The sequence below is a fragment of the Exiguobacterium sp. KKT215 genome, from assembly GCF_055635335.1.
In genome coordinates, this window is record NZ_CM145756.1 from 777,971 (window position 1) to 800,243 (window position 22,273).

Genomic DNA, 22,273 nt, shown 5'->3' on the forward strand with positions numbered 1-22,273 from the left:
GAAATCAAGATAATAATAAGGAGGACATGACATGACAAAGCAATCAGCGGGCATCCATCACATTTCAGCGATGGTGAAAGACCCACAACGCACCATCGATTTTTACGGGAATGTCCTCGGACTTCGATTCGTTAAACAGACGGTCAACTTCGACGACCCGGGCACATACCACCTCTATTTCGGGGACGAGCAAGGCTCACCAGGGACGGTCATCACGTTCTTCCCGATCCCAGGGATCGGCAAGGGCAGCGTCGGCAGCGGACAGGTCGGTGTCACGGCCTATCTCGTGCCAGCAGGCAGCCTCTTGTTCTGGGAGAAACGATTGAACGACCATGGCGTTGGAACGGTCGCGACCGAACGATTCGGTGAACCGTCACTCTTGTTTGAAGACCCGGACGGACTCGTCGTCGAGCTTGTCGCCCGGAAAAGTTCGAAACAGACGAGTTGGGTCGTGCCGGGTGTGACGTCAAGCGAGGCGATCACCGGCTTCGCGGGGGCGACGCTGTTGTCGAAAGACCCAGAAGCGACGGTTCGCCTGTTGACCGGACTGTTTGGTTTTGAGACGGTAGGGGAAGATTCGGAGTGGATTCGGCTCGAGGCGGCGGCCGACTACGGCAACGTCATCGACGTGAAAAAGAGCATCCTGCCGAACGGGGTACCTGGTTCGGGAACGGTCCATCATATCGCCTGGCGCATCAACGACGGGGAAGACTACGCCTCGTGGCAAGACGCCATCTTCGAGCTCGGGCTGCGGCCGACCGAAGTGAAAGAGCGTCATTATTTCCGCTCGGTCTATTTCCATGACGGCGGCCGAATTTTGCATGAACTGGCGACCGATGCCCCTGGCTTTTTGGTCGATGAGAGCTTGGAGGGCCTCGGCTCGACGCTCAAGCTCCCGGCTTGGTTCGAACAAGACCGTGAGACGATCACCCGCACGTTACCGACGATTACAATACCGAGAGGAGACATGACATGATTCATCAATTCATCAAAGGTACGACCGAGACGACACTCGTTTTATTGCACGGCACAGGAGGGACGGAACAGGACTTGATTCCGCTCGCTCGAATCCTCGCCCCGGAGGCAAACATTTTGACGCTGCGCGGTGACGTCCTCGAGAACGGCATGTCCCGTTTCTTCCGCCGTCACGCGGAAGGCGTACTCGACCTCGAGGACTTGAAGAAACAGACGGAACGGTTCTTGACGTTCTTGGATGACGCCACGACAGAGTACGGCATCGACCGGGACAAGATGATTCCGCTCGGTTATTCGAACGGCGCCAACTTGATCGGCTCGGCGCTGTACCGACAAAACGCATTCCACGCGTCGCTCTTATTCCACCCGATGGTCCCGGACCGCTCGCTCACGCTGCCGGACCTCGCTGGTGCGAACGTGTTTATCTCGGCCGGAGAACGTGACCCGATTTGCCCGAAAACAGAAACAGAAGAGCTCACGTCGACGCTACGGGTTGCCGGAGCGGACGTCGAACTCTTCTATCACGGAGGTGGGCACGAGCTGCGCATGGAAGAAGTCGAGGCAGCTCGGGCATGGCTAGAACCGTTCCTCGGTTAAGCCATCTTCTTCGGTTTCGGTGGTCTCGAATAGACGACGAGCACACCTCGATCAATCAAATAGGCGGCGAACAGACGTTTCGCCTCTTCAGAACGAACGGTTCGGTCGATTTGGATATACAATCGGCCGAGCTTTTTTTGTGACGTGCGGGTCAATAACCAGATGGAGTCAAGCGTGTACTGCCAACCGCGGAGCGTATCCGCGCCGATGTACATATACCGGTTCGATGTGCGCTCAAGCAGATAATTAAGCCACCAGACGTCCCGGGCGAGCTTCATGGCGACACCGATGAAGAACGAGATGAACACGAACGACAGGGCAGACAGAATCGGATGGATGGCGGTAAATCGTTCCCGGATGGGTTCGAAGGCGACGATGAGCAGTCCGACGGAAAAGGCGCCGGTGAACCACCAAAATCCGAAGTTAGAGAATGAACGTTTCGGGTCATGCACCATATGATGACGGTTACGGATGACGGAAGCCATTCTCCACACCTCCTTTTATTAGAATATTCTGATTATTTAGTAAGACTACTATACTATACTGTACCCACTCTCGTCTATTTGAATACGCGCGAAACGTGCTCTAGCTTGAAGATTTCTTGACGTTTCGGCTTGCAGAGGGCAAATCCGGGGAATGATGACAGTGAAGTCATCATTTTTTTGTGGAATCGTAATTTCATCAGCTCAAAAAATCGGCTATGATGGATGAGGCAAAAAAGAGAGAACATCAGAAAACTAATAAAGAACTAGAGGGAAAGACATGCGAAATCATTGGTACGATAATATTAAAGGCGTGCTCGTCTTGCTCGTCGTGTTCGGTCACTTGTTGACCGACGTACGCGGCGCGTATGATGACATCCTGCCGAAATGGGTCTATTTATTTTTATACACGTTCCACATGCCGTTGTTCATCATGTTGAGCGGTTACTTCTTCCGGGAGAACCGTTATTTGCGCGTCATCCAGTTGTTCGTCGTCTACGTCATCTGGCAAGTGATTCTCGGCTCGTGGTTCGCCTTCACCGAGGGCATCCCGCTCTTATCACTCGAGAACCCTGCACTGAACATCTTGACGCCGTATTGGGCGCTCTGGTATTTGATGGCGATTATCATCTGGTACGTCATCACCCCGTACGTGACACAATTGAAAGGATACGTGCTGTTCGCGCTCTTGTTCGCGCTCCTGTTCGGCTTCCAAGCTGAGTCGACCGGGTTCTTCGCGCTCCGGAAAGTCATCATGTTCTACCCGTTCTTCTTGATCGGGAACTGGATGAGCGAACGGAACACGTTGAACTTCTTTGAATTGCCGAAGCGGGCCGAGCAGCGCAACCGTTACCGGATTGGCGGTTTTGCCGTCTTCACGACGCTCACGCTCGGGCTACTCGCCTCGATGAGTTTCCAACAGGAGGGTACGTTCTATCATATCGGTAACTTGTTCAAATTCCGGTTCGCTTATGAGTCGGCGGTGCCGGAGGCGATTTGGAGCGGGCCGTTCGCTTTCTTGATCGTCTACACGGTGTCGATTCTTATGGCGATCAGCTTCGCCTTGATGATTCCAGGGCGTGAACTGCCGGTGTTCACCCGGGCCGGGAAGTATAGCCTCTATGTCTATTTGGTGCACGTCTTCCTCGTCGTCGCCTGGAAGGCGTTCATCCCAGCCGGTTTCATGCCGACGTCGTGGCTCCAATTGCTCGTCTTGTTCGGCGTCGCCTTCTTGATCGTCCTGGTCATTATCAGCCCGCCGGTCGTCAAGCTGTTGAAGCCGCTCGTTGAGATTGACGTTCGCCGTGCCCAAGATATGAAGGACGTGAAATCGTAAACCCTTTTCTAAATGGCGGTTTTCCGCTACACTTTAAGATGGGAAGCGAAACTAGAGTTAAGGAAGTGACACCATGCCATACGAAAATGGAATGCACAGCACTGAAGGAGACGTCAACGTCTCACGCCACGTCGTGGAAATGATCGCCGCTGTCGTGGTCAAAGAGACGAAATACGTGTCGTTCACACAAGAAGATACGAAATTGTCAGAGCGCGCGCTCATGAAGCACGTCAAAGTCGACGAGTCGTCAGAAGGCGTCACAATCAACTTGTCACTTTACATCGCGTACGGTCAATCGATCGTCAAGACGGTGACGGCCGTGCAAGAACGCATCACGCAAGACATGGACACGATGCTTGCCATGACACCGTTATCGGTGAACGTGAAAGTCGTCGGAATCCAATTATAAGTCGTGGGAGAAGCACCTGCTTCTCCTGCTTTTTTATTTTTTTGCGAAAGCGGTTGCATGATGATGGCTTTTTCATTTATAATAGAAATCGAACAAGTGCAACCGTTTGCATCAATGACCAATCGTGCAACGGGTACTTGTCAAGTTCCCTTAATGTAGTCTGACGACAGAAGCATTAGAAGGAAAGGCGGAAAGCATGTATGTCGACGATTGAAGCAGTCATTTTTGATTTGGACGGTGTCATCACTGACACCGCGGAGTACCATTACCTCGCTTGGAAACAACTTGGAGAAGAGCTCGATATTCCGTTTGACCGCGAGTTCAATGAGACGCTAAAAGGCGTGAGTCGGACGGACTCGCTCGAGCGCATCCTCGCGCTCGGTGGAAGACAGGACGATTTCACACCGGATGAAAAAGCGGAACTCGCACAGAAGAAGAACGAGCATTACGTTGAACTCATTCAACACATCTCTTCAGCCGACTTGTTGCCGGGCATCATTTCATTCCTCGATGAAATTAAAGAGGCTGGTCTCAAAATCGGAATGGCTTCGGCTTCTAAAAACGCATTCGCGGTCGTAGACGCACTTGGTGTCCGTCATTACTTCGATCACATTGTCGATGCAGCAACTGTCGCCGAATCAAAACCACATCCCGAAGTGTTTTTGAAGGCTGCCTCTGCCCTTGGCGTGAAACCCGAACATGCCATCGGCGTTGAAGACGCAGCTGCAGGCGTAACTGCAATCAAAGCGGCAAACATGTTTGCTGTCGCCGTCGGGGAAGAGTCGATGCTCGGTCATGCAGACCTCATCGTTTCTTCGACCGATGAACTCTCGCTCGCACGCATCCTCGAACGCGTCGGCGCGTAAAGACTACGATCATCTTCCGTGAGATGACGACTGCCCCGAACAGTCGTCATCTTTTTGTGTTGGTCCAAAAGACCTAAAATAGATAGAAATGCCTAAAAATAGATGACAAGTACATTACAAAACCGTTACACTTTTATATGGGAACAAGTAATAACTGGTAATAATTGATGAATTTGGGTGATGGGGAACATCAATTAGGTGTAGAGGAGGATTTGTGCATGGAATCTACAAACGTGAATGAAAATATTTATCGGGAACTGATGGAGATCGAAGAGTCGTATCGCCAGCTGCAACGCCGGGCCGAGTATTTGATTTCGGAACTGAACCGGAACAAGCGGGAAGAAGAATCGCTACTCGATCCGTCAAAACGAATGCGCCCACGTCGCGTCAATCAACGTTATCCGCTCGAGGTCTATGTCCATCAGGTAACAGACCTGTTGAAGGAACGGAAGACGATGAGCGTGCGGGACATTCAAATGGAGCTCGAGTTGCGTTATCGTCACCACATTAGCAATATTTACCAATTGATGGTGAAAATCGAATCGGTCAATCCTGACATCAAAAAGATTGGCCGCGGCTTGTATACATACGAGGCCACGGATGACGTGACGACGCATCCGGCCCACGCCTGAACGTGACCCGACGAGACGACCTCGTCGGGATTTTTTCGTTGTAACATTTCTGATACGTCTCGCCTCAAGGGAAATATGCTATAATTCGCCAGAGTCTATTTTTTTATGAGAGAGGAACGTTGGCCCATGTTATGGATTGCCATGTTGGTCAGTTTTGTGATGGCCATCTTGATCACGCCGCTCGTTCGCCGGTTTGCTTTTCTGATCGGAGCGGTCGATCACCCGAACGCCCGAAAAGTACATTTACGGACGATGCCACGGATCGGCGGCCTCGCCATCTTCATCGCTTTCTTTATCGGCTATGCGCTCCTATTGCCGACGAGCCGTTATAACGATGCCATCTTGATTGGGGCGGTCGTCATCCTGTTGACCGGTTTGATTGATGATCGCTTCCAACTGACGGCCCGCGTCAAACTGATGGGCCAGATGATCGCGACGGTCATCGTCTTGAACTCAGGCATGCGCATCGAATTGATTAACCTGCCGTTCGACCAACAGCTGTATCTCGGTTCGTGGAGCATCCCGGTGACGGTGCTCTGGCTGATCGGCATCACGAACGCCATCAACTTGATCGACGGTCTCGACGGACTCGCCGCCGGGGTCTCGAGCATCGCCCTCGGGACGATCGCGCTGCTCGCAATCATCCAAGGGAACGTTTATTTGACGATGATGGCGCTGTTGCTCCTGGCGAGCACGCTCGGCTTTCTCGTCCATAACTTCTATCCAGCGAAGATATTCATGGGCGACACCGGGGCGCTCTTCCTCGGCTATATGCTCGCCGTCTTCTCCTTGATCGGATTCAAGAACGTGACGCTGTTCTCGCTCGTCGTCCCGGTCCTCTTGCTCGGTCTGCCGATCTCGGACACGATTTTTGCGATCGTCCGTCGGCTCGTGCAAGGGCGTCCGCCGATGTCGCCTGATAAGTCGCATATGCATCACCAGTTGATCGATATGGGCTTCACGACGCGGCAAGCCGTCCTGCTCATGTATGGGATGACGTTCTTCTTCGGCATCGCCTCGATTCTGTTCGCGAAGACGACGATGCTCGGAGCCATCATCACGTTCGTCATCGTCCTGATCGTCATCGAGCTGATCGTCGAGTCGACCGAGTTGATTCACCCGAACTATAAGCCGATTATCCAGACGTCCCGGCGTCTGCTCGGACGACCGAAGACGTGAAGCATCAACAAAAGCCCAAGGACATCGTGTCCTTGGGCTTTTGTTTGGTCAGTAGGTCGTCGTTTCGCTGAAACCGTCTTCTGTTTCATTCAAACCGTCGCCGGTCCCGTTGTCACGATCTTCCGCCGTGAGCGGGAGGCCGAGCTCGGTCTTCAAGAGCGAGCGCTTCTCACTCAAGTCGGCCGGGTCGAGTTCATAGTAATACACACCGCCGAGCGTCAAGTCACCGCCTGCGAGCGTCTCTTGGTTGAACGACCGGAGCGACTTCGTGTACGGCTGCAGCTGTGACGCCTCGGACAAGGACATATTCGTTCGGATGTTATCGCCGACCGCATTCATGATCCGGTTGAGCTTCGTGAACGAATTGATCGTCGTCGCCTCGTTGATGATGGCCTCGAGCACCTGCTGTTGACGTTTCGCCCGTCCGACGTCACCCTCGGGGTCGTCTTTGCGCATGCGCGCGTAGGCGAGTGCTTCTTTTCCATCTAACATTTGGACGCCGGGTTCGAGCTCGACGTTACCGGTCGCCCGGCCCGAGATTGGGACGAGCACATCGACCTCGACGCCGCCGACCGCATCGACGAGATCCTCGATGCCGTCAAAGTTGATCGTCGCGTAGTAGTCAATCGGAATGTCGAACAGCTTCTCGACCGTCGCAATCGTCGTGTCGATGCCGCCGTAGGCGTAGGCATGGTTGATTTTGTCTTTGAACTCACCGTCAGTCGTGACGATATCGACGTACGAGTCGCGCGGGATGCTGACGAGCGTCACTTGGCGCGATTCCTTGTTGAACGTCGCCACCATGAGCGAGTCGGTCCGTCCTTCTTCGAGCGAGGCGCCGCCATCGACGCCGGCGAGTAAGACGGAGAAGTGATCTTTCGTCAAATCGACCGTCTCTTCCCGACGGTCCGACTTGTCACCTCGTGTCAGCTCGCTGTTCGTGTTCTCCGCCGTCTCGTTCGCCTTAAAGACGAAGTAGCCGAAGGCCGACCCGCCAATCAACAGGACGAGGCCGAGCACGAGCAGGACGATCTTCCACACGGGGCGTTTCTTGCGGGAGTCTTGTTCCATGTCGTCTCCTCATTTCATTCGTTTCCTTTAGTATACGTGACCTACCGCACAAAATCACGTTCGATGATGCGTTGGTCCTGGGTCTCGAGTCCCCCTTGTCCGTTCGTCAAATCGACGAGCCATGCCATCGCGGCCTCGGTCTCTTCGACCGGCACCGAGATGTGGAACGTGACGGTGTCCGCGTAGACGATGTCGTCGAGGAGGTACGATGATTGCCGCAGTTCGTTCTCGACCTTGCCGATCCAGCCGTAATCGACCGTGAGCGTCAAGCGTTGCATCGGGATGCGCTCGACGATGCCGACCGCGTCGAGCCCTTCGCTCACCGTGCCGCCGTATGCGCGAATCAGTCCGCCGCCGCCGAGCTTGATGCCGCCGAAGTAGCGGGTGACGACGACGACCGTGTCTTTCAACTCGCGTTTCCGGAGCACTTCGAGCATCGGCAGCCCGGCCGTCCCGCTCGGCTCGCCGTCATCGTTCGCTTTTTGGAACTCGTTCCGCTCGCCGATGATATAGGCCGAACAGTTATGATTGGCATTCCAATGCGCCTTCTTGATGGCTTGGATGAACGCCTGCGCCTCCTCTTCGGACGTGACCCGTTTGAAGTGGGCGATAAATTTTGACTTTTGAATGACGACCTCGTATTCTCCGTCTTGTTTTATAGTATAATTTTGTTCAGCAGACATTTCTGAAAATTCTCCTTTCTATTTTTGAATATTTTTTTTAAAATTCAAGTAGGCGTCAACGCCAGTTGCGGCGAAAGGGAAGGAGAGCCTCCAAGTTTTACTGTAAACGAACGTTCCGCAGACGATAATAGGAATAGATGAGGACTTACTACCGAATTATTAGGGGATGGCATCGTGAATCATATTACCGATCGTACAGCTTTAGAACATATCATAACAAATATGATTGATACGGTGACGGAAAGTAAAGAGGAGATCGTCCGGATTACCGAGAGTTCGGCCAACGAATATTCGTTGATTCAGAACGAACTGAAAGAGTTGACGCAAAAGATTGAGTTTTACATCGAGGAGTCGGAACGGCTCGACCTGCTCGTGAAAGCGGCGAAGAACAAACTCGTCCAAGTGAGCAAGAAGTTTCATATACATAGCGAGCAAGAGATTCGGGAGGCATACGAACGCGCCAACCAAATGCAGCTCGAGCGTTTTCTCATCCAAAAAGAAGAGATGGCCGGCCAACAGCGTCGCAACGACCTTGAACGCCGCCTGCTCATTCTCGAGGACACGATTGAGCGGGCCGATAAGCTCGTCAGCCGCGTCTCCGTCGTGCTGAACTTCCTGCGGGACGACCTGCAACAAGAGTACTCGGACATGATGAAGAAGCAAGAGATGGCAATCAGCGTCTTTGAGGCGGCCGAACGTGAACGTCGTCACCTCGCCCGTGAAATGCACGACGGACCAGCGCAATCGCTTGCCCACATCTTGATTCGGGCCGACTTGATCGAGAAGACGTTCGACAAGCGGGGGAAAGACGAGGCGTTCGCCGAACTGCACGAGCTGAAACGCCTCATCCGCGGCGCGCTCGTCGACGTCCGGCGTCTCATCTACGACCTTCGTCCGATGTCGCTTGACGACCTCGGTTTCTTGCCGACGCTCGAACGGTATCTCCATCAGACTGAGGAATACACGGCCATCAAGACCCGGCTCAACTACCGGGGCTCGCGGGCCCGACTGCCTGAGAAATTGGAGATCAACGTGTTCCGGCTCGTCCAAGAGGCAGTCCAAAACGCGATCAAACATTCGAAGACGGCGGAGATTATCGTCAACGTCGAGCAAGCGCATGATGCGATACATATTCATGTACGCGACCATGGGGTCGGATTCGTGCCGAGTTCGATTGGCGAAGAGTCATTCGGGATCGTTGGGATGCGAGAACGGATCGAGCTTGTGAACGGAAGCATGACCATTGATTCGGAAGTCGGCAAAGGGACGGTCGTCCGCATGTCGATTCCGATCACGTAAGACAAGAACAAGGGGGAGTATCCAGATGGAACAATTACAAACACGCATCGCGATTGTGGATGACCATGAGCTGTTTCGAGAAGGCTTGAAACGGATTTTTGATTTAGAGGACGAGTTCACGGTCGTCGCCGAAGGACGGACCGGGACGGAGGCGATTCGCATCGCCGCGGACCACAAGCCGGAAATCTTGATTCTCGATATCAACATGCCTGAATTGAACGGGATTGAGGCGACGAAACAGTTGTCGGTGCTCTCACCAGAGACGCGCGTCCTCATCTTGTCGATTCACGACGATGAGTCGTACATCACGCATGCACTCGAAGCCGGAGCATCTGGGTTCTTACTCAAAGAAGTCGCATCGACCGAGCTGATCTCGGCCGTGCGCTCGGTCGCGAAGGACGGGGCATACTTGCACCCGAAAGTGACGACGAACGTCTTGAAAGAGTACCGTCGCTTGCTCCAATTCAAAGGGGAGCAGGCCGGCCGTAACGTCGAGAACCGCACGGATGATCCGGTCTACCAATTGTTGTCGCGTCGTGAAGTCGAAGTGTTGCACTTGCTCGCCGAGGGCCGCTCGAACCGCGACATCAGCGACATGTTGTTCATCAGCGAGAAGACGGTCAAGAACCACGTCTCGTCGGTGCTCCGCAAGATGGAAGTGAACGACCGGACGCAAGCCGTCGTCGATGCCATCCGCCGCGGATGGGTTGAGATTTGACCTCTACCGATGCAATACATCGTTTTTATGCTACAATATGGAATGGAATCCACATTCAATTGGAAAACGAAACGATGTAAAGTGAGGATATAGCATGGGAAACATAGCCATTTTGACCGACAGTACTGCCTATTTGCCGGCCGAATTTTGTGAGCGCCACGACGTCCACGTCGCACCGCTCAGCGTGATTTTTGACGGGGAGTCGTTCCGCGAAGCCGTCGATATCACGACCGAGGCTTTTTATGACCGGATCGAGGCAGGGAACTTGCCGACGACGTCCCAGCCGAGCATCGGTGAAACGATTGAACTGATTGAGCGTCTCCCGAACGAGGTGACGGACGTGATCGCGATCACGCTCTCGAGCGGCATCAGCGGGACGTATCAATCGATGATCGCCTTGAACGACATGGTCGACGTCAACGTTCACGCATTCGATTCGGAGATCTCATGTATGCCTCAAGCGTTCCTCGTCGAGGAAGCGATTCATTTACGCGATGCAGGCGCGTCGGCGCAAGAAATCATGGCTCACCTTGAAAAGATGCGCGAGTTGATTCGGGCGTACTTCGTCGTCGATGACCTCGACCACCTCCAACGAGGCGGCCGACTCAGCGCGGCGCAAGCGCTCGTCGGGTCGTTCCTTCAAATCAAACCGGTGCTGCATTTCCAAGACCGGATGATCGTCCCGTTCGAGAAGATTCGGACGTACAAGAAGGCGGTCCGTCGCATCGAAGAGATGATGGAACAGTCGATTCAAGGCGACGGGACAGGCTACTGTATCGGCATCATCCACGCCAACTGCCCGGAACGTCAGGCCGAGGAAATCGCCTCGATGAAACAGAAGTTTCCGCAGGCGCATGTCACGGGCGGTCATTTCGGACCGGTCATCGGGACACACCTTGGGCCAGGCGCAATCGGCATCACGTGGTATCGCCGCGAATGGTAAACAAAAGACGGCCATCTGGTCGTCTTTTTCGATAGAGAGGAGTGAGCCTGTGGCCAAATATCGTCAAATCTATGAGCGCCTCGCCGAGCGGATGAAGACGGGCGAGTATGCGGCGGAGTCGAAACTGCCGTCCGAGACCGAACTCATGCACGAGTACGAGGCGAGCCGAGGGACGGTCCGGAAAGCGCTCGATTTGCTCCAAGAGCACGGCTACGTCCGGAAGCATCACGGGAAAGGCGTGTTCGTGCTGCGGCGCGATCAAATCGAGTTCCAGTTCAACGGCATCGTCAGTTTCTCCGAAGTGTACGCCAGCATGCTCGGTCGCTCGATTCAGACATCGGTCGCCTCGTTCGAGGACATCGAGGCGCCGGCGTGGCTCGCCGACCGAATGAATTTGACGCCGGGGACACGGATGTACCGGATTGAGCGGGTCCGCAACTTCGATGGTGAGAACGTCATCTTAGACGTGAACTATTTCGTCAAAGACCTCGTGCCCGGCCTGACAGAAGAAATCGCCGCGCAATCGATTTACGCCTATGTCGAGCACGAGCTCGGGATGCAAATCAGTTACGCCAAACGGAAGATCGCGGCCGAGGACGTGACCGAGCTCGACCGCTTGCGGCTCGACCTGCACGATTATGAATACGTCATCGTCATCACGAACGACACGTTCCTCTATGAGGGCAGACAGTTCGAATATACCGAGTCCCGCCACCGGCTCGACAAGTTCCAGTTCAGCGATGTGGCGCGCCGGTAAGGCTCCTTTTTCGAAAGGAGTCTTTTTTTTCGTTTTGAATCAAGGCAAGAGGGAACAAAAATAGTGAACGCCTGTCACATAGTTGTCACACCTAACTTATATAGATAAGTTGTTGACATGACTTATCTATATAAGTTAAACTTTGTTTGTACTCATAAGTAACCGTTTTCAACAAACGCTTTCAAACAAAGGAGGCCTACAATATGAAGGCAGATTATCGTCAAATCGCCGCGGATATCCTTGAAGCCATCGGGGGCAAGGATAATGTCGACAAAGCGGCACACTGTGTCACGCGGCTCCGTCTTTCGTTGAAAGACCAGTCGCTCGTCAATGAAGCAAAAGTGAAAGAAGCCGATCTCGTCAAAGGCGCATTCGAAAACTCGGGTGTGTATCAGGTCGTCATCGGGGCCGGGGACGTCGAGCGTGTCTACGCCGAGTTCATCAAACTCGCTGGGCTTGAAGCGGCGACGGTCGCCGAGGTCAAATCGTCGGGCGGTAAGAAGATGAACCCGCTCCAGAAGCTCGTCAAAGTGTTCTCGGACGTGTTCATGCCGATCATCCCGGCCATCATCGTTGCCGGTCTATTGATGGGGATTAACAACTTGCTCGCCTCAGAAGGACTGTTCGTCGAAGGTGCGACGTTGATTGAGGAATATCCGAACCTACAAGGGTTATGGGATCTCGTCAACATGATGGCGAACACGGCGTTCGTCTTCCTCCCGGCACTCGTCGGTTGGTCGGCGACGAAACGGTTCGGCGGCAGCGAAGTGCTCGGGATCGTCATGGGTCTCTTGCTCGTCCACCCGGATCTCTTGAATGCATGGGGTTACGGACAAGCAGCGCTGGAGGGCGACGTTCCGACGTTCAATATCCTCGGCTTGTTCGAGATCGAGAAAGTTGGCTACCAAGGTCAGATTCTTCCGATTTTGGCCGCGGCCTTCATTTTGAGCCATATTGAGATTTTCTTGAAAAAACATGTACCGAATGCGATTCAATTGCTCGTCGTGCCAATCACGACAATCGTCATCACTGGTTTCCTTGCGCTTTCGATTGTCGGACCGCTCACACGTGGCCTCGGTAACTTGATTGCAACGGGAATCGTCAACGTGTTTGAAGCGGTACCGGTCGTCGGGGCACTCCTGTTCGGTCTGCTCTACGCACCGCTCGTCGTTACCGGGATGCACCACTTGTTCCTCGCCATCGACTTGCAGCTCATCGCGGAGACGAACGGGACGTTCCTCTGGCCGATGCTCGCTTTGTCGAACATCGCCCAAGGTGCAGCCGCACTCGCGATGTTCCTCGTGTTCAAACACGACGCCAAACAAAAGAGTATGGCTTCGACGTCATCGATCTCGGCATTCTTCGGGATTACCGAGCCGGCCATGTTCGGGGTGAACTTGCCGAACAAGTTCCCATTCTACTCGGCGATGATCGGGTCGGCCGTCGCGGCGGTGTTCATCACATTGAACGACGTCCAGGCGTTCGCTGTCGGGGTCGGGGGTCTTCCTGGATTCCTGTCAATCTTCACCGATAAGATTCTTATCTTCATCGTCGGGATGGTCATCGCCCTCGTCATTCCGTTCGTGTTGACGCTCGCCCTGTCGAAACGTTACATGAAAAAAGGCGAGATCGAGAAAAACAAAGTCGCATAAGAAGATTACTGACAAGGGGAGGGACGGAGGTTCTTCCCCTTTTCCTATCGAAATGAAAACTCTTACAAAAGGAGACTACATCTATGACACAACCAAACTGGCGTAAATCCGTCGTCTATCAAATCTATCCGAAAAGCTTCTATAGCCCGGAAGGCAATGCCACCGGCTCAATCAAAGGGGTGACGGCGAAGCTCGATTACTTGGCCGAGCTCGGCATCGAATACATTTGGATGACCCCGGTGTACAAGTCGCCGCAAAACGACAACGGCTATGACGTCAGCGACTATTACGCGATCGATCCATCATACGGGACGATGGACGATCTCGACGAGCTCGTCCGCGAGGCCGAGGCGCGTGGCATCGGGCTCATGATGGATATCGTCGTCAACCACTCCTCGACCGAGCATGAATGGTTCCAGAAGTCGCTCGCCGGGGACGAACGGTATCGCGACTACTACATCTGGCGCGACGAACCGACGAACTGGGAGTCGAAGTTCGGCGGCAACGCCTGGAAATATGACGAAGCGAGCGGTCAGTACTACCTTCACTTGTTCGACGTGACCCAGGCCGACTTGAACTGGGAGAACGAGCAGATGCGCGAGGACGTCTATGAGATGATGCGCTTTTGGCGCGATAAAGGCATCAAAGGGTTCCGCCTCGACGTCATCAACCTGATCTCGAAGCAGCAGGACTTCCCAGAAGACGATTCGGACGGCCGCAAATTCTATACGGACGGACCGCGCATCCATGAATATTTGAAAGAGATGAACCGCGAGGTGTTCGATGGCCACGACGTCATCACGGTCGGCGAGATGTCGTCGACGACGCTCGACCATTGCGTCCGCTACTCGAGTCCGGACGAGCGCGAGCTCAGCATGACGTTCAGCTTCCATCACTTGAAAGTCGATTATCCGAACGGCGAGAAGTTCGTCGCCGCACCGTTCGACTTTGTGCAATTGAAAGACATCATGTCGACGTGGCAGGAAGGGATGCACGGCAAGGGCTGGAACGCCATCTTCTGGTGCAACCACGACCAGCCGCGCGTCGTCAGCCGCTTCGGTAACGACACCGACCACCGCGTCGAGAGCGCGAAGATGCTCGCGACGGTGCTCCATGGCCTGCAAGGGACGCCGTACATCTATCAAGGCGAGGAAATCGGGATGACGAATCCGGGCTTTGACTCGCTCGACGAGTATCGTGACATCGAGACGCTCAACGCCTATAACTTGAAACGCGAACAGGGCGTGTCGCACGAGGACATGATGGCCGCCATCAAACAGAAGTCGCGCGACAACTCGCGGACGCCGATGCAGTGGGACGCGACGCCGCACGCCGGCTTCACGAGCGGGACGCCGTGGATCAACGTGGCGCCGAACTATACCGATGTCAACGTCGAGACGGCGCTCGACGACCCGAACTCGGTGTTCTACCACTACAAGAACTTGATCTCGCTCCGCAAAGAGTTCGACGTGTTGACGGACGGGGACTATACGCTCCTCACACCGGACGCGCTCGACGTCTGGGCGTACACGCGGAAGACGGAAGACGAGGAAGTGCTCGTCGTCGCCAACTTCTACGGCCCTGAGACGACGTATGAGATCCCGGCAGGTTTCTCGCAGGCCGAGGTCGTCAGCCACAACTATGACGTGCCGCAGCTCGACGGGACGACGTTGTCGCTCCGGGCGTATGAGGCGATCATGTTCTATAAGCAAAACTAAGTGTCCGGAGGCGTTCCATGTGAGCGCCTCCTTTTAGTTGCCGAGAGGCGGGCTATCATGGTAGGTTATTCATTAGGCGAGGAACACAGTCGTGTGACCTTGTAAACTATTTATATGGAGTGACCCTCGAGTCTCTCGAGGAACATGTGGACAGGATCTACTCTACACACGTAATGGCTGCCGGTGGCGGTGGCGGAGAAGTGGAAGGCCCGATTTGGGTATTGTTGTCGTTGGTGGCGCTATTGATCGCGCTCACCGCATTCTTTGTCGGATCGGAGTTCGCGGTCGTCAAAGTGCGGATGTCGCGGCTTGATCAATTGGTGGCGGAAGGGAACAAGTCGGCGATTCTCGCGAAAAAGGTCGCGTCTGACCTCGACTATTACTTATCGGCGTGTCAGCTCGGGATCACGGTGACGGCGCTCGGACTCGGTTTCCTCGGGGAACCGTCGGTCGTGCGATTGCTCACCCCGCTGTTTAACGAGTTCGATATCCTGGCGTCGCTCGCATCGATTATCTCGTTCGCCGTCGCGTTCGCGATCGTGACGTTCTTGCACGTCGTCATCGGGGAACTCGCACCGAAGACGCTCGCGATTCAATATGCGGAACGGATGACGCTCATCTTCGCCCGACCGTTGTTCTGGTTCGGACGGGTCATGTTCCCGTTTATCTGGTTGTTGAACGGATCGGCCCGATTGCTGCTCGGATTGTTCGGCGTCAAACCGGCCGGACATGAGCAAGCGCACTCGGAAGAAGAGTTGAAGATCATCATGGCGCAAAGTTTCCAAAGCGGTGAAATCAACCAGACGGAACTCGCGATGATGCAAAACATCTTCTCGTTCGACCAACACGTCACGAAAGACGTGATGGTGCCACGGACGAAAGTCGAGGCGATTGATATCGAAGCGACGCGGGCCGAAGTGCTCGAGACGTTCGCGGACAGTCAATACACCCGTTACCCGATCACGGAGGACGGCGACAAGGACAACTTGATCGGCTATATCAACGTCAAAGAGGTATTGATGGGACTCGCGGTCAGCCCGTCCATCAATCTCACCACTTATGTGAAAGAGCTTCCGGTCGTGCATGAAATGACGCCTTTGGAAGATACATTGAAACAGATGCGTGAGGCCCGGACCCACATCGCCATCGTCTTGGACGAATACGGCGGGACGGCCGGTCTCATCACGCTCGAAGACTTGCTCGAAGAGATTGTCGGGGAAATCCGTGACGAGTTCGACGAGGACGAGGTCGACCCGATTCATACGGTCGACGACATGACGTACGAAATCGATACGCGCGTCTTGCTCGAAGAACTCGAGGAACGGTTCGGCATCACGTTCGAACGTTCAGAAGGCATCGATACGCTCGGCGGTTGGCTCCAAGTCCACCGCGAGACGCACGAGGTCGGAGACACGCTCGAGTTCGACCGTTACGTCTTGACCGTCATCGAGATGACGGAGAATCACGTGGAGCGGGTACGACTCGTCGTCCGCCCTGACATTCAAGAGGCATAAGAAAAAGGTTCATCCGTTACTACCGGATGAGCCTTTTTAGTCGTTCATGCGTTGTTTTAGTCGTGCCGACAGATGAGGCGAATCGAGGTCGCTGTATCGAATCCCTTCCGCATAACGTTTGATGCCATCGATCGTGATTTGCAGCTTGAGGGAATGGAAGGGAACCCTATTCTCGTCGGCGACACGTTTCACGTCACGCAGTAAAACCATCACGTCTTCGTATGTATAGGAGTCGTCTTCCGCATGAAGGAAGAGGATGCCGTAGCGAGCTCCGTAAAACTCGAGGTCGACGGCTTGATCGAGTTGCAAGTGAGTGACATCATCACCGTGTGCCACATCGTCGCGCCAGGCTGAATCAGACAATTCGGTCATCACATCGATGCGGTCTGAAAAGGTTGGTGCGATTGACTGTTGAACGGCAGCATCATAAGCCTCGCTGATGCGTCGGTATGTGTTTTCCTTTGAGACGACGTCATCTTCATAGCTGTCATCGACGACATGGCCGCCTCGGGTGATTCGTACCACGAACTCGGTATCGACGCTTGTGTCAGAAGCCATCGTCACGTGGTATTTCGGATCGTAGAGTGATAAATACATGACGTCCGCTACATGAAGAGACAGATCCGGGTAAGTGACGTTGACATACTCCTGTGCCGTCTCAATTGCGCGTTGCTCCGCTTTGTCGCTCCCGTCAAAGACATACCAGCCCCACCATCCTACAAAGAAGACGCCGAGCATGCCTAAACCGGTCAAGATGTTGTGGATGGGTCGTTTGAACATCATAGTTGCCTCATTTCCAATAACTGGTCTATTTCTAGTATAGTCGGTCGTTTGCACTTTCACCTCCGTCTACAGCATGAAATGAAGGGACGTCTTTCCGTTAGCCGTCCCTGTTCCATCAACGAACATGACATGTGGATGTGAGGGTTGTATGCTAGCGTCAACAGAAAAAGGACTGATCTTATGGGCCAACTCATCCTAGCACCCGTTGGAACTCCCGCCATCCGATTCGGCGTCTGCCAGCGCTGTCTGAGCACGGACACGCGTGCTTACACATGCCATCACGGGCAGTGCCGCTATTGCCGCAACTGCCTTCATCTCGGTCGCGTCTGTCAATGCGACCGTCTTGCTGAAACAGACATCACGGCGCCGCTGGAAACGACCGACCTCGTCATGCCGTTCGAACTGTCGGGTGACCAGCAGCACGTCAGCCGACAGCTCCTGGCCTGGTGGGCATCTCGGACGAGCGGGCTCGTCCATGCCGTCTGCGGGGCCGGGAAGACGGAGATGACGTTCCCCGTCATCGCGAGTGCCGTCAATGACGGGAAGCGTGTCCTCATCGTCTCACCGCGACGTGACGTCGCCATCGAGTGGGCCGATCGGCTCGAGGCGGCCTTCTCTGTTCCCATCACCCGACGCTACGGAGGTGGGGACAAGGACACGATTGGGATGATCACCGTCGCGACGGCGCCGCTGCTCGTGAACTTGCGACATGTGTTCGATTACGTTCTCGTCGATGAGTCCGACGCCTTCCCGTTCGCTTTCGACCTCGCGCTCTGGTGGACGCTCCGCCGGGCCGGGAAAGGATTGTTTTTATTCGTGACGGCGACGCCGACCGTCTGGCAACGCCAGTTCCCGACCGTTCATCTGTCCCGGCGCTATCATGGCCACGATTTGCCCGTGCCCCGGCTCGTCCGTGAGACAGAGCCAGCCATCCTCGACTTCTGTCGCCGGTACGGGGCGTCACCCCGTCTGTTGTTCGTCCCGACGAAACCGGACCTCGTCCGTTATGGGGAACTGCTCGCGGCGAACGGGTTCGCCTACCAGGCCGTCTCGGCCGACACGGACGAGCGGACGGACGTGCTCGATTGGCTCGAGGCGACGAACGGGATCGTGCTCGCGACATCGATTTGGGAGCGAGGCATGACCGTGACCGGGGTTCACGTCGCCGTCCTCGACAGCAGTCACACCTTGTTCTCGTCCCGCGCCCTCGTCCAGATGGCGGGCCGGGCCGGGCGCAAACCGACCGCGCCGACCGGGGACGTCGTCTTCTTTTACGACGAGCGCACGTTCCGCCAAGATAAAGCCATTCGCGAGATTGAAGAGGCGAACCGGCGATGAATTGTCTCGTCTGCCGGAAACCGTTCACCGTCCCGTGGAGCCCGGCGACGTTGTTGAAGCGAGACTGGGTCTGTCCGGACTGTGAGGGGATGTTGACGCCGCTCGTCGCGGGTTGTCCGCGCTGCGGTCACCCGACCACGGACGGGGCGACGTGTCCTGACTGTATCCGTTGGCTCGCCCTTGGTCTCGACTTGACCGTCCGTTCGCTCTTCGCTTATGACGAGTCGGGCGCGAATTGGCTCCACCGTTATAAGTTCGGCGGCGACGTCGTTCTGGCGCGACAGCTACGCAATGTGCTGCGAGCGACGCGAGAACCAGGGGTCGTCTACGTCCCGATTCCGCTCAGTGAGGAGCGGATGCGGACACGGCGTTTCAATCAGGCGGAGCTGCTCGCAAGGATGATTGGACCGACGGAGCAGGTGCTCGTCAAATCCGAGGTTTCGAGTCAGCGTGAACTTGGGAAAGAAGAAAGGCGGCACCGTACGAATCCGTTCGCTGTACAGCAGTTGCCACGCTGTGGCAAAATTGTCCTCGTCGACGACGTCTATACGACGGGGACGACGCTCCATCAGGCGGCGCTCACCTTGCGCTGGGCCGGGGTGGAACAAGTTTCTGCCGTTTGCCTGTTCCGGACGCTAAACAAATTAAAAATGCGTCCGATATAAAGGGCAGAGGTGAATGACTGTGGAAGCAACAACTTGTCAAACGTGCGGACGGCTGTTCATGAAACAAAGCCGCTCGCCATACTGCCCATCCTGCGCGGAAGTCGATTTCCAAAACTTCTTGAAAGTCCGGGACTTCATCCGCGAACCCGCCAACAAACAGACGACGATCGGAGCCCTCGTCGAAGCGACAGGCGTCTCCGAACTTGATATCACGCGATACATCCATGAAGGACGCCTGATCATCAAGGACAATCCGTCACTGAACATCGCCTGCGTGCGTTGCGGCAATCTGACGAACCAAGGAAAGGTATGCGCGGACTGTCAGACCGACATGCAGCAAGAACTGAAAGGGCTACAAGCCAGCGTCACGAAACAGAGCGTTCGCGCTTATCGTTTGGATTAACAACTGAGAAGAGGGGGGACACGTATGCGCATCGATTCTGCAAAGTGGGTACACTTACCGAACACTTACGAGAAGAAAACGCAACCTGAGACGAAGCCCGAGCTGACACGCCAAACGGACCAATTATCGATATCGGCCGAAGCCCGCGCCCGGTTTGAAGAACCGGTGAAACACCCGGAGCGTCTGGAAAAAATCAACGCCTTGAAGGCGGAGATTAACGCCGGGACGTATTCACGGGACGCGCGCGACATCGCCAAACGCTTTCTACAAGGATGAATGAAAGCGGGGTCCGAGGGAGACCTTCGCATAAATAAGATGGCACGGAAGCTGACTAAACAAGGGACACCCTTTCTTTAGTCGGCTCTTTTTTTGGACAAAGGAGAGACTTATGCTCACATTACATACACGTTTACTCGAACTGGCTTATGACAAAGAACGACTGCTCGTCAACGGAGACATGCCCGCTTTTAGCGCACTCGTCAAGGAAGAGGCGACGATTCTCCGACAAATCAAACAAAAAGAAGCGGAACGACTTCAAGGAACGCTCGTTTTGGACGATGAAGAGAAGGAAGCGTTACGACCGGTCGTCCTCGAGCTGAAACGGCAGAATGAACTGAACGCCGTCCTGCTCGAACAGTCGCTCCGGTATATCGAATGGCATTTGGACATGCTCATGCCAGAGGCAGATGATTTCACGTACGGTCAACAGGCGCTCGAGACGCGCTCGTTCAGCCGGGATGTATAAGGAGGAAGTTTGATGGGCTCAACATTTATGGGATTAGAAACGGCGCGACGCAGTTTAACGACGCACCAATGGGCGCTCCAGGCGACGGGGAATAACGTCGCCAACGCCTCGAATCCGGGTTACTCGCGCCAACGCTTGTCACTCGGCATGACCGAACAACTCAGCGTCAACTTCGGGGGAACGAAGGCCGGGCAGTTCGGGACTGGTGTCCGCGGCGAGACGCTCGCCCGAATCCGCGATTTGATGATCGACCAGCAATACCGCGACGAGTCGGTGAAGAACGCCTACTACGCGACGAAAGAGGCGGCGTTCGGTCGGATGGAGGATATCGTCAACGAGCCTTCCGAGACAGGGCTCGCCAAATCGCTCGACTTGTTCTGGGCCTCGCTCCAAGACTTGTCGGTCAACCCGGATGACGCCGGCGCGCGCAGTGTCGTGCGCCAACGGGCGATGACGCTCGCTGAGACGTTCAACTACATGTCGTCCTCGCTCCAAAAAGTGCAGGCCGACCTCGCCTCAGAAGGTGACGTCGTCGTCAAGAAAGTGAACGACTTGATGACGAAAATCAGTCAGGTCAACCGTCAAATCGGGGATGCGGAGCCGCTCGGCGTGCTTCCGAATGAACTGTATGACGAGCGTGACCGCTATATGGACGAGCTCGCCCAATACATGGACTTCACACGCGTCCCGGTCGACTATACGAACGGGGAGTCGCGCGGTAACTCACAAAAAGTCGCTGAGGGCCGCATCGACATCGTCGTCTCGATCAATGGCGTCGACCACAAACTCGTTGACGGCATCAACGGCACGGTCGGATCGTTCGACGGTCTCGATATGACCGATGCGAGCGGAGCGGACGTGGCACTCACGCACGCCACGATGCCGAACGGCAAATGGAAAGCGCTCGTCGAGATGTACGGCACGGACACGCCAGAATCAGGTAGCGTGAACGGCGTCTACGCGACGATGTTGAAAGACTTGGACGAGATGGCCGGCAAGTTCGCCTCGGCGTTCAACACCGCCCATAGCACAAACATGGACGCCAAAGGCAACGCCGGCACGGCGAACTTCTTTGAAGGAACGGCGAGCGCAGCGACAATTAAAGTGAGCGACGCCGTCATGAACAACCTCGATTTGATCGCCGCTTCTCAAGACGGCAACATCGGGGACGGCAGCGGGGCCCTCGCTTTGGCAAACTTGAAGTCGGCCACGCTCAGTTTCGACGGGTCGGTCCAGACGGATACGTCAATCGGAAAATACTATCAGAACGTCATCGGCAACATGGCCGTCGCTGCCGACCAGAGCGGACGCCTCGCCCAGAGCACATTCGCGCTCATGGCGAGCTCAGACCAGCGCCGCCAAGCGGTGAGCGCCGTGTCGCTCGACGAAGAAATGACGATGATGATTCAATATCAACACGCCTATAATGCGGCGGCCCGCAACATCACGGCTGTCGACGAGATGCTCGACAAAATCATCAACGGCATGGGTGTCGTAGGGAGGTAATG

At 55.0% G+C, this 22,273-nt stretch carries 24 protein-coding genes; 20 read left to right on the forward strand and 4 right to left on the reverse strand.

Annotated features, from left to right (window positions below):
* Positions 1-31 precede the first annotated feature (31 nt).
* Both ACZ2GZ_RS04105 and ACZ2GZ_RS04110 read left to right on the forward strand, forming a co-directional pair.
* On the forward strand, positions 32-976 hold the full coding sequence (locus ACZ2GZ_RS04105; protein ID WP_214714110.1) for a ring-cleaving dioxygenase: 945 nt from the start codon (positions 32-34) through the stop codon (positions 974-976).
* A complete protein-coding gene (locus tag ACZ2GZ_RS04110; protein WP_214714108.1) occupies positions 973-1,572 on the forward strand; it encodes an alpha/beta hydrolase in 600 nt (199 codons plus the stop codon). The genes ACZ2GZ_RS04105 and ACZ2GZ_RS04110 overlap by 4 nt, the downstream gene beginning before the upstream one ends.
* On the opposite strand, the gene ACZ2GZ_RS04115 is transcribed toward ACZ2GZ_RS04110, so the two are convergent.
* Positions 1,569-2,057, reverse strand: a complete 489-nt coding sequence (locus ACZ2GZ_RS04115) for a hypothetical protein (protein WP_029594986.1) — start codon at positions 2,055-2,057, stop codon at positions 1,569-1,571. The genes ACZ2GZ_RS04110 and ACZ2GZ_RS04115 overlap by 4 nt on opposite strands.
* Positions 2,058-2,334: 277 nt before the next feature.
* Between ACZ2GZ_RS04115 and ACZ2GZ_RS04120 the strand changes: the two genes are divergently transcribed.
* The 5 genes from ACZ2GZ_RS04120 (at position 2,335) to ACZ2GZ_RS04140 (ending at position 6,476) form a co-directional block, all read left to right on the forward strand.
* Entirely contained in the window at positions 2,335-3,390 is a 1,056-nt protein-coding gene (locus ACZ2GZ_RS04120; protein WP_029594987.1) for an acyltransferase family protein, read from the forward strand.
* A 73-nt stretch (positions 3,391-3,463) separates the two neighbouring features.
* Complete coding sequence (locus ACZ2GZ_RS04125) at positions 3,464-3,799, forward strand: Asp23/Gls24 family envelope stress response protein (RefSeq protein WP_029594988.1); 336 nt, start codon at positions 3,464-3,466, stop codon at positions 3,797-3,799.
* Positions 3,800-3,999: 200 nt separating this feature from the next.
* Entirely contained in the window at positions 4,000-4,665 is a 666-nt protein-coding gene (gene pgmB, locus ACZ2GZ_RS04130; protein WP_021066537.1) for a beta-phosphoglucomutase, read from the forward strand.
* 218 nt (positions 4,666-4,883) lie between these two features.
* Complete coding sequence (locus ACZ2GZ_RS04135; protein ID WP_214714107.1) at positions 4,884-5,297, forward strand: Rok-like winged helix domain-containing protein; 414 nt, start codon at positions 4,884-4,886, stop codon at positions 5,295-5,297.
* Positions 5,298-5,423: 126 nt separating this feature from the next.
* Complete coding sequence (locus ACZ2GZ_RS04140) at positions 5,424-6,476, forward strand: glycosyltransferase family 4 protein (protein ID WP_021066539.1); 1,053 nt, start codon at positions 5,424-5,426, stop codon at positions 6,474-6,476.
* A 48-nt stretch (positions 6,477-6,524) separates the two neighbouring features.
* Here ACZ2GZ_RS04140 and ACZ2GZ_RS04145 read toward each other — a convergent pair whose 3' ends face one another.
* Positions 6,525-7,547 (reverse strand): LCP family protein, encoded by a 1,023-nt coding sequence (locus tag ACZ2GZ_RS04145; protein ID WP_214714105.1) that lies wholly within the window; start codon positions 7,545-7,547, stop codon positions 6,525-6,527.
* 41 nt (positions 7,548-7,588) lie between these two features.
* Entirely contained in the window at positions 7,589-8,230 is a 642-nt protein-coding gene (locus ACZ2GZ_RS04150; protein WP_214714103.1) for a YigZ family protein, read from the reverse strand.
* A gap of 174 nt (positions 8,231-8,404) precedes the next feature.
* Between ACZ2GZ_RS04150 and ACZ2GZ_RS04155 the strand changes: the two genes are divergently transcribed.
* The 7 genes from ACZ2GZ_RS04155 (at position 8,405) to ACZ2GZ_RS04185 (ending at position 16,831) form a co-directional block, all read left to right on the forward strand.
* Positions 8,405-9,529, forward strand: coding sequence for a sensor histidine kinase (locus ACZ2GZ_RS04155; RefSeq protein ID WP_201455031.1), 1,125 nt, complete (start codon positions 8,405-8,407; stop codon positions 9,527-9,529).
* Between the two features lie 25 nt (positions 9,530-9,554).
* On the forward strand, positions 9,555-10,247 hold the full coding sequence (locus tag ACZ2GZ_RS04160) for a response regulator transcription factor (protein ID WP_034778646.1): 693 nt from the start codon (positions 9,555-9,557) through the stop codon (positions 10,245-10,247).
* Positions 10,248-10,341: 94 nt separating this feature from the next.
* Positions 10,342-11,190 carry a DegV family protein gene (locus tag ACZ2GZ_RS04165; protein ID WP_058764224.1) on the forward strand — a complete coding sequence of 283 codons (849 nt, stop codon included), beginning with the start codon at positions 10,342-10,344 and terminating at the stop codon, positions 11,188-11,190.
* A 91-nt stretch (positions 11,191-11,281) separates the two neighbouring features.
* Positions 11,282-11,947, forward strand: a complete 666-nt coding sequence (treR, locus tag ACZ2GZ_RS04170; protein ID WP_058764564.1) for a trehalose operon repressor — start codon at positions 11,282-11,284, stop codon at positions 11,945-11,947.
* Between the two features lie 203 nt (positions 11,948-12,150).
* Positions 12,151-13,599, forward strand: a complete 1,449-nt coding sequence (treP, locus tag ACZ2GZ_RS04175; RefSeq protein ID WP_058764222.1) for a PTS system trehalose-specific EIIBC component — start codon at positions 12,151-12,153, stop codon at positions 13,597-13,599.
* 83 nt (positions 13,600-13,682) lie between these two features.
* Positions 13,683-15,317 carry an alpha,alpha-phosphotrehalase gene (gene treC, locus ACZ2GZ_RS04180; RefSeq protein ID WP_214714101.1) on the forward strand — a complete coding sequence of 545 codons (1,635 nt, stop codon included), beginning with the start codon at positions 13,683-13,685 and terminating at the stop codon, positions 15,315-15,317.
* Positions 15,318-15,490: 173 nt separating this feature from the next.
* Positions 15,491-16,831 carry a hemolysin family protein gene (locus ACZ2GZ_RS04185; RefSeq protein WP_251128608.1) on the forward strand — a complete coding sequence of 447 codons (1,341 nt, stop codon included), beginning with the start codon at positions 15,491-15,493 and terminating at the stop codon, positions 16,829-16,831.
* Positions 16,832-16,867: 36 nt separating this feature from the next.
* Here the strand turns inward: ACZ2GZ_RS04185 and ACZ2GZ_RS04190 are convergent, their stop codons facing one another.
* Positions 16,868-17,611 carry a hypothetical protein gene (locus ACZ2GZ_RS04190; RefSeq protein ID WP_214716464.1) on the reverse strand — a complete coding sequence of 248 codons (744 nt, stop codon included), beginning with the start codon at positions 17,609-17,611 and terminating at the stop codon, positions 16,868-16,870.
* Positions 17,612-17,794: 183 nt separating this feature from the next.
* On the opposite strand from ACZ2GZ_RS04190, the gene ACZ2GZ_RS04195 reads away from it, so the two are divergent.
* The 6 genes from ACZ2GZ_RS04195 to flgK all read left to right on the forward strand — a co-directional run bounded on the left by ACZ2GZ_RS04195 (position 17,795) and on the right by flgK (position 22,271).
* Positions 17,795-18,952: a helicase-related protein gene (locus ACZ2GZ_RS04195; protein WP_214716466.1), complete on the forward strand. Its 1,158-nt coding sequence runs from the start codon at positions 17,795-17,797 to the stop codon at positions 18,950-18,952.
* Complete coding sequence (locus tag ACZ2GZ_RS04200; protein ID WP_058764216.1) at positions 18,949-19,617, forward strand: ComF family protein; 669 nt, start codon at positions 18,949-18,951, stop codon at positions 19,615-19,617. Before ACZ2GZ_RS04195 ends, ACZ2GZ_RS04200 begins: the two co-directional genes overlap by 4 nt.
* A gap of 13 nt (positions 19,618-19,630) precedes the next feature.
* The gene (locus tag ACZ2GZ_RS04205) at positions 19,631-20,020 is read left to right on the forward strand and encodes a flagellar protein (protein WP_470295573.1); all 390 of its coding nucleotides are present in this window, start codon (positions 19,631-19,633) and stop codon (positions 20,018-20,020) included.
* A gap of 24 nt (positions 20,021-20,044) precedes the next feature.
* Complete coding sequence (locus ACZ2GZ_RS04210; RefSeq protein ID WP_021066556.1) at positions 20,045-20,296, forward strand: flagellar biosynthesis anti-sigma factor FlgM; 252 nt, start codon at positions 20,045-20,047, stop codon at positions 20,294-20,296.
* Between the two features lie 112 nt (positions 20,297-20,408).
* Positions 20,409-20,765 (forward strand): flagellar export chaperone FlgN, encoded by a 357-nt coding sequence (gene flgN / locus ACZ2GZ_RS04215; protein ID WP_029595003.1) that lies wholly within the window; start codon positions 20,409-20,411, stop codon positions 20,763-20,765.
* A 12-nt stretch (positions 20,766-20,777) separates the two neighbouring features.
* A complete protein-coding gene (flgK, locus tag ACZ2GZ_RS04220) occupies positions 20,778-22,271 on the forward strand; it encodes a flagellar hook-associated protein FlgK (protein WP_131472894.1) in 1,494 nt (497 codons plus the stop codon).
* Positions 22,272-22,273: the final 2 nt, after the last annotated feature.

What these genes read in the sequence shown, in the direction of transcription:
- treC (WP_214714101.1), top strand. Translation starts at nt 13,683, where the DNA reads ATGACACAACCAAACTGGCGTAAATCCGTCGTCTATCAAATCTATCCG.
- ACZ2GZ_RS04190 (WP_214716464.1), bottom strand. Translation starts at nt 17,611, where the DNA reads ATGTTCAAACGACCCATCCACAACATCTTGACCGGTTTAGGCATGCTC.
- flgK (WP_131472894.1), top strand. Translation starts at nt 20,778, where the DNA reads ATGGGCTCAACATTTATGGGATTAGAAACGGCGCGACGCAGTTTAACG.
- pgmB (WP_021066537.1), top strand. Translation starts at nt 4,000, where the DNA reads ATGTCGACGATTGAAGCAGTCATTTTTGATTTGGACGGTGTCATCACT.
- ACZ2GZ_RS04165 (WP_058764224.1), top strand. Translation starts at nt 10,342, where the DNA reads ATGGGAAACATAGCCATTTTGACCGACAGTACTGCCTATTTGCCGGCC.
- ACZ2GZ_RS04210 (WP_021066556.1), top strand. Translation starts at nt 20,045, where the DNA reads ATGCGCATCGATTCTGCAAAGTGGGTACACTTACCGAACACTTACGAG.
- treP (WP_058764222.1), top strand. Translation starts at nt 12,151, where the DNA reads ATGAAGGCAGATTATCGTCAAATCGCCGCGGATATCCTTGAAGCCATC.
- flgN (WP_029595003.1), top strand. Translation starts at nt 20,409, where the DNA reads ATGCTCACATTACATACACGTTTACTCGAACTGGCTTATGACAAAGAA.
- ACZ2GZ_RS04145 (WP_214714105.1), bottom strand. Translation starts at nt 7,547, where the DNA reads ATGGAACAAGACTCCCGCAAGAAACGCCCCGTGTGGAAGATCGTCCTG.
- ACZ2GZ_RS04105 (WP_214714110.1), top strand. Translation starts at nt 32, where the DNA reads ATGACAAAGCAATCAGCGGGCATCCATCACATTTCAGCGATGGTGAAA.
- ACZ2GZ_RS04205 (WP_470295573.1), top strand. Translation starts at nt 19,631, where the DNA reads ATGACTGTGGAAGCAACAACTTGTCAAACGTGCGGACGGCTGTTCATG.
- ACZ2GZ_RS04200 (WP_058764216.1), top strand. Translation starts at nt 18,949, where the DNA reads ATGAATTGTCTCGTCTGCCGGAAACCGTTCACCGTCCCGTGGAGCCCG.
- ACZ2GZ_RS04150 (WP_214714103.1), bottom strand. Translation starts at nt 8,230, where the DNA reads ATGTCTGCTGAACAAAATTATACTATAAAACAAGACGGAGAATACGAG.
- ACZ2GZ_RS04195 (WP_214716466.1), top strand. Translation starts at nt 17,795, where the DNA reads ATGGGCCAACTCATCCTAGCACCCGTTGGAACTCCCGCCATCCGATTC.
- ACZ2GZ_RS04160 (WP_034778646.1), top strand. Translation starts at nt 9,555, where the DNA reads ATGGAACAATTACAAACACGCATCGCGATTGTGGATGACCATGAGCTG.
- ACZ2GZ_RS04135 (WP_214714107.1), top strand. Translation starts at nt 4,884, where the DNA reads ATGGAATCTACAAACGTGAATGAAAATATTTATCGGGAACTGATGGAG.
- ACZ2GZ_RS04115 (WP_029594986.1), bottom strand. Translation starts at nt 2,057, where the DNA reads ATGGCTTCCGTCATCCGTAACCGTCATCATATGGTGCATGACCCGAAA.
- treR (WP_058764564.1), top strand. Translation starts at nt 11,282, where the DNA reads ATGAAGACGGGCGAGTATGCGGCGGAGTCGAAACTGCCGTCCGAGACC.
- ACZ2GZ_RS04110 (WP_214714108.1), top strand. Translation starts at nt 973, where the DNA reads ATGATTCATCAATTCATCAAAGGTACGACCGAGACGACACTCGTTTTA.
- ACZ2GZ_RS04140 (WP_021066539.1), top strand. Translation starts at nt 5,424, where the DNA reads ATGTTATGGATTGCCATGTTGGTCAGTTTTGTGATGGCCATCTTGATC.
- ACZ2GZ_RS04125 (WP_029594988.1), top strand. Translation starts at nt 3,464, where the DNA reads ATGCCATACGAAAATGGAATGCACAGCACTGAAGGAGACGTCAACGTC.
- ACZ2GZ_RS04120 (WP_029594987.1), top strand. Translation starts at nt 2,335, where the DNA reads ATGCGAAATCATTGGTACGATAATATTAAAGGCGTGCTCGTCTTGCTC.
- ACZ2GZ_RS04185 (WP_251128608.1), top strand. Translation starts at nt 15,491, where the DNA reads ATGGCTGCCGGTGGCGGTGGCGGAGAAGTGGAAGGCCCGATTTGGGTA.